The following is a 16661-nucleotide window of genomic DNA, read 5'->3' as shown; positions in this document are numbered from 1 at the left end:
CCACTTTGGCCGAGGTGCACGCAATGTCAGTCGATAACGCCCGCGTCGCCGCTCGCCTGCGTGCTGAGCGCAAGAAGCGGCGGATGACCGTTCAGGCTGTCGCCGAAGCGTTCCGCGATCACGCGACCGAACGCGACCGGCAACGCCTCCCTAAGCTCAAGGACCTTTGCCGGACCATTCGCGGTCACGAGGCGGGCGAGCATCCACCCGGGCCGCGCTACCGGATGCTGTACGCGGCCGTATATGACATGGCGGAAGACGACCTCTTCGGTGAGCATGGGAACGCTCAGGCATCACCGTGGCGCGTCTCCGGCGTCGAGCTGGAGCTGAATGGTCGGTTCACCTTCGACGACGAGGACCGGCTTGTGCAGGCCACGAGACGCATCACACGGCCCGACTCGCATGTCGTGGAGTCGTTGGCCGCCATCCTGGCCGAGCAGCGCCGTTTAGAGGACGCCGTCGGTTCAGCACCGGTCCTGCGGGTCGTCCGGATGCAGCTTCCGGTGGTGCAGCAGCTCGTCGCCGAGGCTCGCGGCCAGGTGCGCCCGAAGCTGGTCGACGTCGCGGCCCAGTGGGCGCAGTTCTCCGGCTGGTTGAACATCGCCGTAGGGGACGCGTCGGCGGCCCGCATGTCGCTCGACCGCGCGGCTGAGCACGCCGAGGAGATCGGCGACGCCGCCATGGTCGGGACGGCGCTGTCATGGAAGGCGTACCTCGCCGAACGCATCGGACAGATCGGCCCGATGGTCGGAATGGCGCGAGCGGCACAGCGCAACCGCATCGGTCCAGGTCACGCCTATGACCTCTTTCTCGAAGCACGCGGCCACGCCCTCGCTGGTGAATCACGCGAGGCGGAACGGCTGCTGGGCGAGGCACAGACGGCCGTGGCCAACGCCGAACCCGCGAGTGCTAAGCCGTGGGAGTACTACTACCTGGAGCCCGGCTTCTTCGCCCTCGAGGCGGGAGTTACGAACGTCTACCTGGGCCGGAACGATCCGAAGCGGAACGCTGAGGCCGTTGAGTATTTGATGGAAGGCCTGGCCGAGTTGCCCACCGCAATGCGCGGCGCGGAGTGGGCCGGTGAGTACATCGCTCACCAGGCAGTGGCGCACTTCCAGGCGTCGGAGGCCGAGGCCGCAGGTGCGGCTGTGCTCGAAGCGGCAAGGATCGCTCACGCGACTTCCTCTGAGTCGCTGTTGAGGAGGCTCCGCGGTATTCACAGTCGAATGTCCGAGAAATGGCCGACTGATCCGGCCGTCACGGTATTGCTCGACGCCCTACGCTGAGATCCCTGTATGCACCGACGCCTCGCGTGGTCAGAGGCGTTCTGAGGACGTCGCCCGAGTCACCCACTCCAGGTAGGTCTCCGAGCCGCCCAGGGGAGTGAAGGAGACTTCCGGGTTGTCCCACGGATGCGCGGCGATGAGATGCGCTTCCAGGTCCGGATAGCGGTCTTTGGTCGTCTTGAGGGTGACCTGCCACTCCTCGCCGGTCCCGAATTCGCCGAGATGCCAGAATGCGGTGGCCACCGGACCGGACACCTGCCCGGACGCGGCCAGTTTCGCCTTGACCGCCGAGTTCAGCAGGCTGATCGCCATATCACGACGGTCTGCCGCCGTCGACACCTGTACGTATTCCGTCATGCAACGGAGCGTAGGCGCGACTGCGACAAGCGTCAGGCCGCCGCGCTTTCCGGTTCGGGAGCGGCCTGACCGTCGCTGTTCCCACTTTGCCGTCGGTGTGACCCGTCGAACGTCCGGATTGCTGGATGTGCCGCGTCACCAACGGCGGCAGTGTTCTGTGTGCTTCTACTCCAGGATCAGTTTCGCCATCCGGACGATGTCGGTGGCGTGCCTGTCGACCTCGTAGACGACGAACGGCTCCTTCTTGACCATCAGCAACTCGTCACCGTGCAGCGTCCACGAGCGGACGTCGTCCGCGCTGATCGCTTCGATGAGCTCGGGCGAGAAGAGCCGGGCGGCCCATTCCGGGTCGTCGGTGACGACCGCGAAGCGCCGGTCGAAGTCGGCATCGCCGGTCTCGATGGACGCCTGATGCTTCAGGCCGACCGTGCGCAGCGCGTTCGAGACCGCCCCGCGCGCCTCGACTCGGGTCTCGGGCCCCGGGCCGGGTAGGCGCACGCAGAGGATGACCAGATCGTGGATGACGCGCCGGCCCTCGCCTGCGCGCGATGTCACGTACATGGCATCCGCGATCGTCACCGGGAAGCCGTCGACGGTCCCGGACACCATCCGCCGGACCGCGAACCCCGGCAGGCCGGGGACGCGATCCCGCCACTCGGCCCGGACGTCTCCCTCTTCGAACGACCATCCGTTGGAGGCGGCCCAGGCCGCCAGTTCCTTGGTCTTGCCGCGCTGAGCCGCTCCGCGGACCACCTGAATACCGACGGCGAGCAGCAACATCAGGATGATGATGATCAGGAATGCCAAGGAGGCTCCACGAACGCGCCGGTGCTCGGACGCGTCACGCTACCGCCGCCGGTCGTATGACCGCCGCTCGAGCCCCGGACCACCGAAGCTCATGGGAACGGTGCGAAGGGCCCTCCGCGGCGGACGTCAGGCCGTGGCGCGGTGGAGGCATATGGCGGGGGCTGATGGCTGCTCTCGGAGGAAGCGGGCGGCTTCGCGGCGGTGGCGGGCGGGGCTGCCGAGGAAGGCGGCGTCGATGGCGGCACGGCGGTAGAAGAGCTGGGCGTCGCAGTCGTCGGTCATGCCGACCGCGCCGTGGATCTGCACCGCCTCGGCGGCCGCGCGGCGCGCCGTGTCACCGGCGGTGGCGACGGCCTCCAGACCGCTCATCGTGGCGTCGCCGCCGCTGTCGGCGAGCCAGGCCGCGTGGTGGGTGAGCAGCCGGGCGGCCTCGACGTCGGTGGCCGCCGTGGCGAGCCGGAAGGCCAGGGACTGGAAGCGGCCGATCGGCTGCCCGAACTGACGGCGTTCGCGCGCGTAGGAGACCGTGAGGTCGAGCGCGCCCTGGGCCAGTCCGACCAGGTAGGCGGCGTGCCGGATCCGGGCGGCGGACACCGCCGCGGCCCAGGCGTCCTCGAGCGCGCCCGGCGTGCCGATCCAGTCTCCGGTCGCCCCGACGACGGGGTCGAAGTCCACGGTGTACAGGTCGCCCTCGGCGATGTCCTCGTGTCGGGTGGCCGTGACGGCGGCGTCGTCGCGGGGGATGAGGCCGCACCGCAGCCCGCTCGGCGTCGTGCCGGCGAGGAGCAGGAGGTCGACGTCGGCGGCGAAGGGCACGTACCGCCGGGTCACCGCGACGGTGCCGTCGGCGGGCATCGGGGCGGGCTCGGTGAGGGTGCGGTCGCCCCGGTCCCGGGCCGCGACCGCGACCGTCGCGCCCTCGGCGATGCGGTCCAGGCCGCGGGCGCCGGCGGGGCCGGCGCCGCGCAGCAGGTCGGCGGCGAACAGCGTGTCGAGGAGCGGGCTCTGGTACAGCGCGGCGCCCGCCAGTTCGGCCAGGACGACGGCGCCCGAGAGCCCGGCCTCCTCGCCGCCGTGGGCGGCGGGCAGGCCCAGGCGTACCGCGCCGAGGTCGACCATCGCCTCCCACATCAGCCGGCGGGCCCGTGCGTCCTGCTCGGTCAGCGGGCCGCCGACCTGCCGGCCGCCCGTCCGGCGGATGGCGGGGGCCAGTTCGTCGGTGAACAGGCGCTCGAAGCGCTGCCGGATCTCGCGCTGCCGGTCGCTCGGTGCGAACCGCACGGTGGTCCTCCTCGTCTCGGTGGGGCGTCAGGTCAGCAGCTGCAGGCCGACGGAGGCGATCAGGTACTGCATGATCTCCGAGGTGCCGGCGGAGAGCGTGAAGCCGGTCGCCTCGCGGTGGCCGTGCTCCAGGACGCCGTCGTACAGCGCCCGGTCGTCCCGGGCGGACAGGACCGCGTCGAGTCCCAGCAGGTCGATCCCGGTGTGGGTGATCCGTTTGAACAGCTCGGTGGCGTACCACTTGGCCATCGCGGTCCCGACGTTGTCGAGACGGCCCTCGCGCAGCTCGGTGATGACGCGCCAGGAGAACAGCTCCGCGGCGCGGGCCTGCGCGTGCAGGTCGACGAGGCGTTCGGCGGCGCACGGGTCGCCCAGCTCGCCGATCTCGTCGAGGCGGCGCACGATCAGGTCGAGCAGCCGGCGGGCCTTGGCCTGGAACTCCAGGCCGGTCCGCTCGACCGGGATCACCTGGTTGATCACCTGGTAGCCCTCGTCGACCTCGCCGAGGACGTCGTCCCGGGTGAGCCGGATGCCCTCCAGGCTGACGTCGCTGAAGGCGTCGTCGGAGATGCTCGGGATCGTGCGGACGGTGACGCCCGGCGTGCGCAGCGGGACGACGAAGAGCGTGATGCCGTGCGCGGCCACCTCGGACTCGGTCGTACGGGCGGCGCAGAGCGCGAAGTCGGCGAACTGCGACTTCAGGCTGTAGATCTTGCGTCCGTACAGCCGCCAGCCGTCGCCGTCGGGGACGGCACGGGCTCGCAGCGCGCTCAGGTCGGAGCCGACGCCGGGCTCGCTGTAGAGCACGCTCGCCGCCTGCTCGCCGCGGGCGAGCGGGGGCAGGAGGCGGTTCTTCTGCTCCTCGGTGCCGACCATCTGGATGATCAGGCCGACGATGTCGACACTGACGATGTGCACCAGGTCGGGCACGCCGTGCCGGATCAGCTCCTCGGTGAGGATCGACTTCTCGACGATCCCGCGGCCGAGCCCGCCGTACTCCTCGGGCCAGTTCACGGCGAGCCAGCGTCGCTCGCCGAGCCACCGGTACACCTCGAGCAGCCCCGGCTCGTCGCGGGCCGGCCGGTGCCGGACCTCGTCGACGACCTTGCGTACCGCGTCCTGGGACAGGAAGTCGCAGACCTCCCGCCGGAAGGACTCCTCGTCGGGACTGAGCCCGTACTCCACCGACATCACCTCATTCGTCGCCGGTCTCGCGACCGGCGGCAGCCTCGTCCAGGATTCGGCCCAGTTCGGCCGCGAGCGTGTCCACGTTCGGCTGTTGGAGCATCGTGTAGTGGGTGCCCGGCACGGTGCGCTCCACGATGTCGCCCGAGACCAGGGGCTCCCACCCTCCGTCGTACTGGCCCTCCTTCGCGCCGAGCGAGACGAGAGAGCCGTCGTAGTGGCCGGGCCGGTAGGTGAGGGCCGTGGCCGCGTTGGCCATGAACACCTGGATCCGCCGGCCGAGCTCGTCGCGGATGTCGGCGGGGATGCGGCCGCTGTGCTCCAGCGCGTCGACCACCTCGGCGGTCTGCTCCTCGGGGGGCAGCTCGACGATCCGCTCCCAGTCGACCCGCGGCGGCTCCTTGCCCTGCAGGCCGGACAGGTCGTGCGCGAAGGACTCCAGCATCTCCGTGTGCGTGGGCGGCTCCTTCAGCTGCGGAGGCACCGCCGAGTCCATCAGCACCACCAGGCGTACGGTCTCGCCGTCGGCCTGAAGTTGCCGGGCCATCTCGAAGGCCAGCGTCCCGCCGATGGACCAGCCGCCCAGCAGGTACGGGCCGTGCGGCTGAACCTGGCGCACGGCCTCCAGGTAGCGGGCGGCCATCGCCGGCACGTCGGGCGGGTCGGCCTCGCCGTGCAGGCCGACGGCCTCGATGCCGTAGAACGGCTGCCGCTCGTCGAGCAGCCCGGCGAGCCGGAGGTACGGGACGGCCGACCCGCCGGAGGGGTGCATGCAGAAGAACGGGGTGCGGTCGCCCTCGGTGCGGATCGGCACGAGCCAGTCGGGCGTCGCCGGCCCGGAGCCGGAGCCGGAGTCGCCCTCCGTGGCGCCGCCCTCGCCGCCTCCGCCGCGCTCGTCGACCAGCGACGCCATCTTCCGGATGTCCTGGGCGAGCAGCACGTCGCGGTTCTCCAGCCGTACGCCGGTCTGCTCCTCGATCCGGTTGAGGAGGCGGATGAGGTTGAGCGAGTTGCCGCCCACGGAGAAGTAGTTGTCGCCGGGGCCGACCGGGTCGTCGCCGAGCTCGAGGACGTCGCGGATCAGCTCGATGAGCGTGCGTTCCGTCGCGGTCGGCGGCCGGTCGGCGGCGTTGTCCCGAGCCGGGCCGGCCGATCCCCCCTCGCCCGCGGCGGGGAGCCGGGACTTGTCGAGCTTGCCGCTGGCGTTGCGCGGGATCTCGTCGAGCGGGATCAGCTCGGCGGGCACCATGTGCGCGGGCAGCTCGTCGGCCAGGCCGTCGCGCAGCGCGTCGACGTCGAACCCGTCCCCGACGACGTACGCGACGAGGCGCTGCCCGCCGGGGCCGTCCTGCGCCGCCACCGCGGCCTCGCGCACCTCCGGCCGGGAGGTCAGCGCGTGCTCGACCTCGCCCGGTTCGATCCGCAGGCCGCGGATCTTGATCTGGTCGTCGGCCCGGCCGACGAACTGCAGGTTGCCGTCGGACCGCCAGCGCACCAGGTCACCGGTGCGGTACATCCGCTCGCCGGGCACGAACGGGTCCTTGATGAACCGTTCGGCGGTGAGCTCGGCGCGGTTCAGGTAGCCGCGGGCCAGCCCGGTTCCGCCGATGAACAGCTCGCCCGGGACCCCCACCGGCACCGGCTCGAAGTTCCGGTCCAGGACGTACGCGCGGTGGTTGCCCATCGCGCGGCCGATCGGGGGCATCGCGCGCAGCGGCTCGTGCGGGCACCGGTAGTCGATGCACGCGACGGTCGCCTCGGTCGGCCCGTACCCGTTGTGGAACTGCCGCCCTTCGGTGTTCCACCGGTTGACGAGCTCGCCGGGGAACGGCTCCAGCCCCACGAACAGCGCCCGCAGGTCGGGCAGCGCCTCGGGGTCGAGCAGCTTGAGGACTGCGGGCGGCAGGTCGGACAGCGTGACGCGCTCCTCGCGCATCAGCGCGGTGAGCCGGTCGGGGTCGAGGAGCTCCTCGCGCGGCGCCGCGACCACCACGGCGCCGTGTCCGAGGGCGGCGTAGATGTCGAAGACGCTGACGTCGAACGCCAGGTTCGCGAACTGCAGGATCCGGTCGTCAGGGGTGATGCCGAACAGGTCCCGGCAGTTGGCCACGAAGTTCACCACCGCGCGGTGGCTGATCATGACGCCCTTCGGCGTGCCGGTCGAGCCGGAGGTGTAGATGACGTACGCCAGGTCGTCGGCGCCGGCCGGGCAGGGCGGCGGGCCCGCTTCCCGGCTCGCGAGCGCGTCCCGCAGGTCGTCGTCGTCCAGGAGTAGGAGGTCGACGCCGTCCGGCAGCCGGTCGGCCAGGGCGCTCGTCGTGATCACCAGGTCGGCGCGGGAGTCCTCGAGCTGGAACGCGATCCGCTTCGGCGGGTATCCCGGGTCGAGCGGCAGCCAGGCGCCGCCGGCCTTGACGACCGCGAGCTGCGCGACCGGCGCGTCGGGGCCGCGGTCCAGCAGCAGCGCGACGAGCCGCCCGGTGCCGACGCCGTGCTCCTCGGCCAGCAGGCGGGCCAGCCGGTCGGAGCCTTCCGTCAGCTCCGCGTAGGACACCGTCCGCCCCTCGAAGCGGACCGCGGGCGCGTCGGGCCGTTCGGCCGCCCGCTCCGCGACCACCTCGTGCAGCAGCCGTCCGTCGGTCGGGTGCGGCCGGGGCTGCGGGTTCCACTCCCACAGCATCCGCCGGCGTTCGTCATCGCCGAGGATCGGCACGCGGCCGACGGGCCGGTCGGGGTCGTCCGTGGCCGCGTCCAGGGCCGTGCGCAGGTGGCCGGCGAGCCGCTCGATCCGGTCGGCCTCGAACAGCTCCGTCGCGTACGCGAGCCGGAGCCGCGCCCCGCCGTCCGGGGTCTCGACCACCTGGAGCGTCAGGTCGAACCGGCCGCCGCCGCAGGCGATGGGCATCTCCTCGACGGCCAGCTCGCCGAACCGCTCGTGCACCCCTTCGACCAGGGAGAACGCGACCTGCGCCGGGTCGGCGCCGAGCGCGTCGGCCAGCATCCCGTACGGCATGTCGCGGTGGTCCAGGGCGTCGGTGAGCGACTCCTCGGCGCGCCGTACGAGCTCGCCGAAGGCCGGGTCGCCGGACAGGTCGGCGCGCACGACGAGCGTCCGCGCGTACGGGCCGGCCGCTCCGCGCAGCGCCTCGTGGGTCCGGCCGTCCACGACGACGGCGGCGGCGAAGTCGTCCTGGCCGGTGTATCGGGCCAGGACCAGGAGGAGCCCGGCGAGCAGCACGCCGCGCGGGTCGGCGAGGCCGCGGACCTTCGCGTACAGCTCGGGCGGCAGCGCGGACTCGTGCACGGCCCCGGCCCACGACCGCCGGGCCGGTCGCGGGGCGTCGGTCGGCAGGTCGAGGACGGGCAGGTCGGCGAGGCGCTCGGTCCAGTGGTCCAGCTCGCGTTCGAGGTGCTCCCCGCCGCGGTACGCCCGCTGCCACGCGGCGAAGTCCACGGACTGCGCCGCCGGACCACCGCCCTTCCAGGGGACCCGGCCGCACACCTCCCGTACGACGTCGCGGAGCGAGAAGGCGTCCGCGACGATCCGGTGGGCGGCCACGACGAGCACGCTCTCGTCCGCTCCGGTCAGGAGGAGACGGAACCGCAGGAGCGGGCCCGCGGCGAGGTCGAAGGGGTGCTCGACGGCCGCGCGCAGCACCTCGGCGCACCGCCGGTCGCGGTCCGGCCCGTCGGCCCCGCGCAGGTCCACGACCGGGACCGCGTCCGAGGGCAGGTCGTCCGGTGGGGGATCGACGATCTGGTGGGGAACGCCGTGCGCGCTGCCGAAGCGTGTCCGCAGCGGCTCGTGCCGGGCGATCGCGGCCGCCAGCGAACGCCGGATCGTCACCGCGTCCGGCAGGCCGTGCAGGCGCACGGCCACCACCTCGACCGCGGCCTCCGGCGGCAGCCCGGCCATCGCGTCGAACCACAGGCGTTCCTGCTCGAATGTGAGCGGGTGCCGGCCGCCCCGGTCCACCGGGGTGATGGGCGCGGCGGCGTGCTGCGCCGCGCGGCTGCGGCGCCACCGGAGGTCCAGGAGCGCCCGCCGCACGTCCTCGTGTCGGTCTTCCCTCTCCGTCACCGTCATCCCGGTATCGCCCCTCAGTCGATGTCGCCCAGCGCCTCGAGAACCGCGTCCACCACCGCGTCCGGCGTGATGCCGCTCCGTTCCAGGAGGTAGGGGTGGTCGCCGGCCATGGAGACGAACTCGTCGGACACCCCGACGCGGCGGACCAGCACGGGCAGCCGGCCGGCCAGCGCCTCGCTGACGGCGGCGCCCAGGCCGCCGTGCTCCCAGTGCTCCTCGACGGAGATCACCAGCCGGCTTTCGCGCGCGTGCTCCACGAGCGTGGCCACGTCGAGCGGTTTGATCGTGTGCATGTTCAGGACGCTCGCCGACAGGTCGCGCTCGGCGAGCCGCTCGGCGGCCAGGAGCGCCGCGTGCACCGGGTACGGGCCGCACGCGACGAGCGTCACGTCCTCGCCGTGCCGCAGGACCTGCGCCTCACCGATCCGGACCGGCGGCGCGTCCTCGGGCAGCTGCGGCGTGGCCCCGCGGCCCAGCCGCAGGTAGACGGGGCCGGGCAGGTCGACGCTCTGCCGGAAGAGCTGCGCGGTGCTCTCCCCACCGGTCGAGACGAGCACCGTCATGTTCGGCAGCACCCGCATCACCGCCAGGTCCTCCAGGCTGTGATGGGTGGGGCCGAGGCTCGCCGCGGACAGTCCGCTGTGCGTCGCCGCGATCCGCACCGGCACCGCGTTGTACGCGATGTCGATCTTCACGAACTCCAGCGCCCGGGTGCTCGCGAACGTCGCCATCGTGTTGACCACCGGGATCCGGCCGCTCTTGGCCAGGCCCGCGGCGACGCCCATGAGGTCCTGCTCGGCGATGCCCAGGTTGATGTACCGGTCGGCGGCCGGGCCGAAGTCCGTGCCGTTGTACAGTCCCGTATCGCTGTCCAGGCAGACCAGCCGCTGGTCCTCGGCCATCAGCGGCACGAGCGTGTCGCGGAAGACGTTCCGGTCCGGAGGCGTCTCGTCACTCATCGGGCGCCCTCCTTCGTCGGGGGAGTGACCAGAGGCACTGTGCTCATGATTCGCTCGCTGCGCTCGCTCACGCCTCCTCCTTCCGGGTGGCCTTCTGCAGGGTCGTCAGGGCGCGCCGTTGCTGGCGGTCGCTGAACTTCACGAAGTGGCTGCGCACGTCGCCCTCGATGTAGGGCAGGCCGCGGCCCTTGACGGTCCGGGCGATGACCACGGTCGGACGGCCGGGCTCGGGCGGCGCCGTCAGCGCGTCGAGCAGCGCGCCCAGGTCGTGGCCGTCCACCTCCCGCGCCGTCCAGCCGAAGCTCCGCCAGCGGTCGGCGAGCGGTTCGAGTCCGACGACGTCCTCGGTACCGCCGGTGATCTGCAGCCGGTTGCGGTCGATCACGGCGGTGAGCCGGTCCAGGCCGAGGCTGCTCGCGGCCATCGCGCCCTCCCAGACCGAGCCCTCCTGGAGTTCGCCGTCGCCCATCAGCACGACGGTCCGGCGGTCGGCGCCGTCGAGCTTGGCGGCGAGGGTGAACCCGATGGCGAGGGGCAGCCCGTGCCCGAGCGCGCCGGACGGCACCTCGACACCGGGCAGGCGGGTGTTCGGGTGGGCCATGAACGGCGACCCGGCCTTTCCGTAGTCCGCGAGCCGCTCGGCGGGGAAGAAGCCGTACTCGCCGAGCGTCGCGTACAGGCCGATCGCCCCGTGCCCCTTGCTGAGGATCATGACGTCGCGGTCGGGCGCCTCCGGGTCGTCCGGGTCGATCCGGAGCACCCGCGAGTACAGGGTCACCAGGATCTCGACGAGGGACATCGACCCGCCCAGGTGGCCGCCGCTGCGCCCGGTGCACATCTCGATGATCCGTTCGCGGATCCGGGCGGCGCGGTCTTCGAGCTCCGCCAGCCCCTGCGGGCCGTCCGCGCCGGTCTCGTCGTCGGTCCGGCCGGTCGCGCCGTCCGTTCCGGTCGCATCGTCGGCTGCGTCATCGGCGGGGCGGCGCCGTGGGAGGGGGCGCGCGGGCTCCCGGTCACCGGCCGGGACGTCGGTGAGCCGGTACAGCGCGGTGGTCAGGACGGAGATGGCGCGGAGGTAGTCGGCGACCTCGGTCGACTCGTGGGCGGAGTGGTCGAGCTCGCTGTCGCCCGGTCCGTACGTGGCCATCGGCACGTGCCACTTCTCGGCGAGGATGTTGAGGTCCGCGGTCGCGGTCTTGAGCTTGGCCCCGGGGCGTACGCCGTGGGCGCGGATGCCGGCGCTCAGCGCCCGCACCACCGGGTCCGTACGGCCGACGCGGTGCGCGGCCACCGAGTTGATGACGGTCAGCCGCCCGTGCGGCGTCCGTGCCCGGAGCCGCTCGACGAACTCCTCGGCGTCGAAGCCCGGCGGCGTGCGGATGCTGAACTCGGCGTCCGCGCGGAGCAGGTCGCCGGAGAAGGAGATCAGGTCGGCGGCGGGCCGGTCGAACGAGTCGTGGCCGACGTCGGGACCGAGCAGGTCCAGGAGGGCCACCCAGCAGCGGCCGGCCAGCTCGGCGGCCTTGGGCACCGGCCGTGTCGGGTGCATCGGCTCGCACTCCACCTCGTACCGCAGGTCGAGCTTGCCCTTGTAACCGAGCACGACGGTCGACCAGCCGCTCGGCTCGCCGATGATCAGAGTGTCAGGGGCCGGGAGCGACTCGCGGATCTTCATCGCCCCACGGGACAGCGCGGTCTCCTCCTCGACGGCGCCGACGACGACCACCCGGCCGGGCAGGTCCGTGACGCGGGCCGCCGCGCAGATCATCGCGGCCAGCGGGCCCTTGGCGTCCGACGAGCCGCGGCCGTACAGCCTGCCGCCCTCCATCCGTACGGGGACCTCACCGGGCACGGTGTCCATGTGCCCGAGCAGCATGACCGTCGGCCCGTCGCCGTGGACGATCTCGCCGATGGCGTTGCCGGCCTCGTCGACGTACGCGGAGAATCCGAGCCCGCGCATCCGCTCGACGAGGAACGCCGCCAGCGCTCCCTCCTCGTACGACGGTGACGGGATCTCCAGCATCCGGCGCAGCAGGTCGACCGCGTACTCCTCCGTGATCGGATCGTCTTGACGGGGGGACTCCTCCGTCCTCATGTCGGTCACGCCGTCATCTCCTCGGTGTTGTCCTCGTCCAGTTCGATCCGGGTCGCCTCTCCGGACAGCGCTCGCGCCGCCGGGTTCGCGCAGCGGCCGTCGGCGATCAGCACGCGCGTTACCCCGCCCAGCAGCGCCTCACGGGCGGCGACCAGCTTGAGTCGCATCCCGCCGGACACGTCCGACGGCGCGCCGGTGGCCGGGACCCGGTAGACCGGCACCACGGAACGCTCGTCGGAGACGTCGGCGAGGACGCCCGGTGCGCCGGTGAGCATGATCAGCGTCTCCGCGCCGAGCGCGGCGGCGACGGCGGCCAGCGCCCGGTCGGCGTCGGTGTTGACCGGGGTGCCGTCCTCGGCGAGCGCCGGTGGCGACACGACCGGGACGAGACCGGCGTCGAGCAGTCCCGTCAGCAGGTCGGCGCGGACGGCGTTCACACGGCCGCTGTGGTCGTCGCGGACGAGGACGCGCCGGCCGTCGACGACGGCCCGGTGCACGGCCTTGCGGCGGGCCCGCAGGAGGCCGCCGTCCAGCCCGGTCAGCCCGACGCCGGGAACGCCGTGGGCGGCGAGGGCGGTGACCAGCCGGGGCTTCACCCGGCCGGCCAGCGCCAGCGTGACCACCTCGAGCATCGCGTCGTCGGTGTACCGGGCCGAGACGCCGTCGGGCGAGACGAGCCGGCGCCGCTGGACGCCCAGCCGCTCCGCCAGCGACTCGATGTCGGCGGACCCGCCGTGGCCCAGGACGACGTCCCGTCCCTGGCGGTACAGCTCCGCCGCATCGGCGCAGACCGCTCCCGGATCGACGGCCTCGTGGCCGCCGCACTTGATCACCGTGATCCCGGCCATTGGAATTCCCCTTCGACTCGGGCGCCGGCTCAGTTCGGATGCAGGCCGGGGAACTCCAGTCCCAGCCGTTCGGGCCAGCCGAACCGTACGTTCATGCACTGCACCGCGTTGCCCGCGCCGCCCTTGACGAGGTTGTCCAGGGCGGCGATCAGCACGAGGCGGCGCTCCGCGGTGTCCAGCGCGAAGCCGACGTCACAGAAGTTCGAACCGGACAGGATCTTGGGTTCGGGCAGCCGGTAGACGCCGCGGCGCTGGGCCACCACGCGGACGAACGGCTCGTCCCCGTAGTACTCCCGGTAGATCGTCCGCAGCAGCTTCTCGTCGACCTCGCCGACGAACCGGCCCCGGCACAGCACCTGGACGCCGCGTACCGCGTCCACGCCGGTGGCCGCCATGGTCACCCGCAGTCCGGTCGCCTGCTCGATCTCGGCCTCGTGGCGGTGCCCGATGGGGGCGAACACCCGAAGGACGTTGGCGCGTTCGGAGTGGGTGTCGGCGGGGCCGCTCGACGCGCCCGAGCCGCTGGATCCGGTGCGCGCGTCCACGGACACGTCCGGCTCCAGCAGGCCCACGTCGGCGACCGGCCAGAGCGCGAGGATCGCGGCGGTGGCCATGCACCCGGGCACGCTGATCCGGTCGGCGTCGCGCAGCTCCTTGCGGTGCAGCTCGGGCAGTCCGCCCACGAACTCGCCGAGCAGCTCCGGTGCCTCGTGCGGCACCTTGTAGTAGCGCCGGAAGACCTCCTCGTCCGGCAACCGGAAGTCGGCCGTGAGGTCGATGACGACGTCGCCCAGCTTCAGCAGCCCCGACGCCTGCTTCATGCTCTCCAGGTGCGGGACGGCCAGGAAGACCACGTCGTACGTCCCCAGGTCCTCGGGGTGGGTGAAGGTGAGGTCGCAGACGTTGCGCAGGTTGGGGTGGACCGAGTCGACACGCCGGTTCGCGAACCGGTTCGACGTGGCCGCGCAGAGTTCGACCTCGGGGTGACCGAGCAGAATCCGGATCAGCTCACCGCCGATGTATCCGGAACCGCCGACTACGGCGACCCTGAGCATGATCAGACCATCCTTGTCATCACGTGGTCGGCAATTCGGCCGGCGACGTCGACCTGGTCGCCCATCGCCGCCTGGAACCCGGAGAACTCCACGCCGGAGTTGACCTCCAGGACCAGCAGCCGGCCGTCGGGCTCCTCGAGCAGATCCACGCCGGCGATGTCGGCCCCGACCGCCAGCGCGGCGGACCGGGCCAGGTGCTCCAGCTCGGGCGTGACGGGGCAGACCTCGGTGGTGGCGCCGAGTGCGACGTTCGTACGCCACTGGTCGCCGCGCCGGTAGGTGGCGCCGAGGACCTCGCCGCCGACGACGATCACCCGGATGTCGCGTTCGGGCGTCGGCACCATCTCTTGCACGTAGACGATGTGGGACTGCGGGGACGGGAGCGCCGCGACGTGCTCCAGGACGGCCGTCGCGGCGTGCCGGTCGTACAGCGCGGTGACCAGCCGGCCCCAGGACCCGGTGAGCGGTTTGATCACCGCGGGGTACCCCATCCGCTCGATGGCCTCCAGCGCGGACTCGGGGGTCAGGGCGAGCGCGGTGCGGGGCACGGGCAGGCCGGCGTCGCGCAGCGCGACCGAGGTGCGCCACTTGTCGCCGCACAGCTCGATCGCGGCCGAGCCGTTGAGGACCTCGACGCCGTTCGCCTCCAGGCCCCGCGCCGCCGCGGCGGCGCGGACCTGGCCGATCTCCCGGTTGAGCGCGACGGGCCATCGCGGGGCTGTCCCGTCCAGCTCGTACCAGCAGGTACGGCTGTCGACGTAGTCGTACTTCACCGCCCGGCGATCGAACGCCGCCATGATGCGCTTCTCGTCGAGGCGCACGCGTGACGCGACGATGCCGATCGGCCCCGACTCCGCGGCCCCGCTCACTCCCCCCAGTCCTCCTCGACGTCAGGAGCGGTGGCGAGCCCGACCGGCGACGTCTTCACGACCTCGAGTTCGGAACCGCATTCCGGGCACTGCACGATCTCGTTCAGCTGGGGCTCGTTGTCGACACCGATCTGAGCGGAACATTCGGGACAGGTAGGCACGGTTCTCCCTTTCCTTCGACTTCACGATCCACGTTAGGGAGAGCCGCCGGTAACCGAATCGGCCCCGCGTTGATGCTTTGACGAGGAGGTTCGTCATGGTGATTACCCCCTCGGGCGGCGCCGCGGGATGGACTGGAGGCGATCCGTTCACGTCGCCCGTCTGCGGGAGCAGCCATGTCAGACCGATCCTCGCTGCCCGGAATTCTGGTGCTGTGGAGCGCGCCGCGCAGCCGGTCCACCGCCTTTTTCCGAATGATGGCCGAGCGCGGCGATTTCACGCCGGTGCACGAGCCATTCTCTTATCTGGCCGAATTCGGATACGTCGATATCGACGGCGACCGCGTCACGTCCGAACCCGCGCTCATCGAGCGGCTGCGGTCGCTCGCCGCGCGGAAGCCGGTCTTCATCAAGGACACGACCGACGAGCGGTACCCGGGCGTGCTCGCCGACCGGGAGTTCCTCACCACCGACGCCGTGCACACCTTCCTGATCCGGCACCCGCGCGACACGATCGCCTCCTACCAGAAGCTCAACCCCGACGTCGTCCGGCACCAGATCGGGTTCGAGGCGCAGTACGAGCTGTTCACGCAGGTCGAGCACGTGACCGGCCGCGAGCCGGTGGTCATCGACTCCGACGACCTGCTCGACCGGCCGGAGGCCGTGGTCAAGTCCTACTGCGAGCGCGTCGGGATTCCGTTCCTGCCCGAGGCGATGTCCTGGGAGGCCGGGGAGCGCAAGGAATGGGCGCCGTCCGGGCGCTGGCACGCCGACGCCGCCAAGAGCACCGGTTTCACCCGGATCACAGAGGAGAATGACGTCGACGTGGAAGCGCATCCCGTCTACGGCGACTACCTTCGCCACCACCTCCCCTTCTACGAGATGCTCCATGCCCGACGTCTCGCCGGCTGAGCCGCGTCTCGAAGGCACGCCCCGGCAGCGGCTGCGCGAGGGGATCTGGACCGGCCTCGGCCTCGCCGCCGCGTCCTTCGCGCTCGCGATCACGTTCGGGGCGAGCGCCCGGACGCTCGGCTGGGGGATGGCCCCGGCGATCGTGTGCTCGCTCGTCGTCTTCTCCGGCTCCGCGCAGTTCGCGCTCGCCACCGCGCTCGCCGGAGGAGGCGGAGCCGTCCCGGCGGTGGCCGCGGCCGCGCTGATCAACGCCCGGTTCATCCCGATGGCGGTGGCGGTCGCGCCGAGCCTGCGCGGCGGCGTCCTCCGCCGGGCGCTCATCGGCCAGACGGTGGTCGACGGCTCGTGGGTGGCGGCGCACCGGGGGGAGGGCCGCTTCGACCCCGAACGTATGATCGGCGCGACGATCCCGCAGTGGCCGGCCTGGGTGTGCGGCACCGCGATCGGCGCGGTCCTGCACCCGTCACCGCACGTCGTCCAGACCTTCGCCCTCGACGTGATCTTCCCGGCGTTCTTCCTCGTCCTCCTGATCGACGAACTCCGCGAGTCGGCGGCGGCGCGGCGCGCGGCCGCCCTCGCCACCGTGATCGCCGCGCTGCTCGTCCTCGTGGTCCCGACCGGGGTGGCGCTGCTCTGTGCCTCGTCGGCGGCGCTGCTCGGTCTCCTCCCCTCCAGCGGCGCCGCCGACGACCGTGCCTCAGACGAGCGCACCGAAGGGGCGGCCGACGAGCCCGCCGACCGCTACGCCGAGAAGGAGTGATC

14 protein-coding genes are annotated in these 16661 nt (G+C 72.2%); 3 read left to right on the top strand and 11 right to left on the bottom strand.

The window, feature by feature from the left end; all coding sequences use genetic code 11:
• Positions 1-23: 23 nt before the first annotated feature.
• Positions 24-1286: a hypothetical protein gene (locus tag AB0L00_RS07120; protein ID WP_364429565.1), complete on the top strand. Its 1263-nt coding sequence runs from the start codon at positions 24-26 to the stop codon at positions 1284-1286.
• Positions 1287-1316: 30 nt separating this feature from the next.
• Here the strand turns inward: AB0L00_RS07120 and cutA are convergent, their stop codons facing one another.
• The 11 genes from cutA to lysW all read right to left on the bottom strand — a co-directional run bounded on the left by cutA (position 1317) and on the right by lysW (position 14990).
• Positions 1317-1643 (bottom strand): divalent cation tolerance protein CutA, encoded by a 327-nt coding sequence (gene cutA, locus AB0L00_RS07115; RefSeq protein ID WP_364429562.1) that lies wholly within the window; start codon positions 1641-1643, stop codon positions 1317-1319.
• Positions 1644-1808: 165 nt separating this feature from the next.
• Positions 1809-2450, bottom strand: coding sequence for a hypothetical protein (locus tag AB0L00_RS07110; RefSeq protein ID WP_364429559.1), 642 nt, complete (start codon positions 2448-2450; stop codon positions 1809-1811).
• A gap of 126 nt (positions 2451-2576) precedes the next feature.
• Positions 2577-3731 (bottom strand): acyl-CoA dehydrogenase family protein, encoded by a 1155-nt coding sequence (locus AB0L00_RS07105; RefSeq protein ID WP_364429556.1) that lies wholly within the window; start codon positions 3729-3731, stop codon positions 2577-2579.
• Between the two features lie 27 nt (positions 3732-3758).
• Positions 3759-4916: an acyl-CoA dehydrogenase family protein gene (locus AB0L00_RS07100; RefSeq protein ID WP_345354209.1), complete on the bottom strand. Its 1158-nt coding sequence runs from the start codon at positions 4914-4916 to the stop codon at positions 3759-3761.
• Positions 4917-4926: 10 nt separating this feature from the next.
• Positions 4927-8997 carry an amino acid adenylation domain-containing protein gene (locus AB0L00_RS07095; protein ID WP_364429552.1) on the bottom strand — a complete coding sequence of 1357 codons (4071 nt, stop codon included), beginning with the start codon at positions 8995-8997 and terminating at the stop codon, positions 4927-4929.
• 20 nt (positions 8998-9017) lie between these two features.
• Entirely contained in the window at positions 9018-9962 is a 945-nt protein-coding gene (locus tag AB0L00_RS07090; protein WP_364429549.1) for a transketolase C-terminal domain-containing protein, read from the bottom strand.
• A gap of 67 nt (positions 9963-10029) precedes the next feature.
• Positions 10030-12057 (bottom strand): M20/M25/M40 family metallo-hydrolase, encoded by a 2028-nt coding sequence (locus tag AB0L00_RS07085; protein ID WP_364431570.1) that lies wholly within the window; start codon positions 12055-12057, stop codon positions 10030-10032.
• 5 nt (positions 12058-12062) lie between these two features.
• Positions 12063-12905: a [LysW]-aminoadipate kinase gene (locus AB0L00_RS07080; RefSeq protein WP_364429546.1), complete on the bottom strand. Its 843-nt coding sequence runs from the start codon at positions 12903-12905 to the stop codon at positions 12063-12065.
• 29 nt (positions 12906-12934) lie between these two features.
• Positions 12935-13960, bottom strand: a complete 1026-nt coding sequence (gene argC / locus AB0L00_RS07075; protein WP_364429543.1) for an N-acetyl-gamma-glutamyl-phosphate reductase — start codon at positions 13958-13960, stop codon at positions 12935-12937.
• A gap of 2 nt (positions 13961-13962) precedes the next feature.
• On the bottom strand, positions 13963-14829 hold the full coding sequence (locus AB0L00_RS07070; protein ID WP_364429540.1) for a RimK family alpha-L-glutamate ligase: 867 nt from the start codon (positions 14827-14829) through the stop codon (positions 13963-13965).
• Positions 14826-14990, bottom strand: coding sequence for a lysine biosynthesis protein LysW (gene lysW, locus AB0L00_RS07065; protein WP_345354197.1), 165 nt, complete (start codon positions 14988-14990; stop codon positions 14826-14828). Before lysW ends, AB0L00_RS07070 begins: the two co-directional genes overlap by 4 nt.
• A 174-nt stretch (positions 14991-15164) precedes the next feature.
• On the opposite strand from lysW, the gene AB0L00_RS07060 reads away from it, so the two are divergent.
• Together AB0L00_RS07060 and AB0L00_RS07055 are read left to right on the top strand one after the other, a co-directional pair.
• The gene (locus AB0L00_RS07060; protein WP_364429537.1) at positions 15165-15899 is read left to right on the top strand and encodes a sulfotransferase family protein; all 735 of its coding nucleotides are present in this window, start codon (positions 15165-15167) and stop codon (positions 15897-15899) included.
• The gene (locus tag AB0L00_RS07055; protein ID WP_364429534.1) at positions 15877-16659 is read left to right on the top strand and encodes an AzlC family ABC transporter permease; all 783 of its coding nucleotides are present in this window, start codon (positions 15877-15879) and stop codon (positions 16657-16659) included. The genes AB0L00_RS07060 and AB0L00_RS07055 overlap by 23 nt, the downstream gene beginning before the upstream one ends.
• Positions 16660-16661: the final 2 nt, after the last annotated feature.

Origin of the sequence: Actinoallomurus sp. NPDC052308, assembly GCF_040679195.1 — a bacterium.
Taxonomy (GTDB): Bacteria; Actinomycetota; Actinomycetes; order Streptosporangiales; family Streptosporangiaceae; genus Actinoallomurus; species Actinoallomurus liliacearum.
This window is presented reverse-complemented; position numbering and strand designations above follow the sequence as displayed.

Excerpts from the sequence above, each read along its gene's own strand:
- AB0L00_RS07120 (WP_364429565.1), top strand. The coding sequence starts at position 24 with ATGTCAGTCGATAACGCCCGCGTCGCCGCTCGCCTGCGTGCTGAGCGC.
- cutA (WP_364429562.1), bottom strand. The coding sequence starts at position 1,643 with ATGACGGAATACGTACAGGTGTCGACGGCGGCAGACCGTCGTGATATG.
- AB0L00_RS07090 (WP_364429549.1), bottom strand. The coding sequence starts at position 9,962 with ATGAGTGACGAGACGCCTCCGGACCGGAACGTCTTCCGCGACACGCTC.
- AB0L00_RS07085 (WP_364431570.1), bottom strand. The coding sequence starts at position 12,057 with ATGAGGACGGAGGAGTCCCCCCGTCAAGACGATCCGATCACGGAGGAG.
- AB0L00_RS07080 (WP_364429546.1), bottom strand. The coding sequence starts at position 12,905 with ATGGCCGGGATCACGGTGATCAAGTGCGGCGGCCACGAGGCCGTCGAT.
- argC (WP_364429543.1), bottom strand. The coding sequence starts at position 13,960 with ATGCTCAGGGTCGCCGTAGTCGGCGGTTCCGGATACATCGGCGGTGAG.
- AB0L00_RS07060 (WP_364429537.1), top strand. The coding sequence starts at position 15,165 with ATGTCAGACCGATCCTCGCTGCCCGGAATTCTGGTGCTGTGGAGCGCG.
- AB0L00_RS07055 (WP_364429534.1), top strand. The coding sequence starts at position 15,877 with ATGCCCGACGTCTCGCCGGCTGAGCCGCGTCTCGAAGGCACGCCCCGG.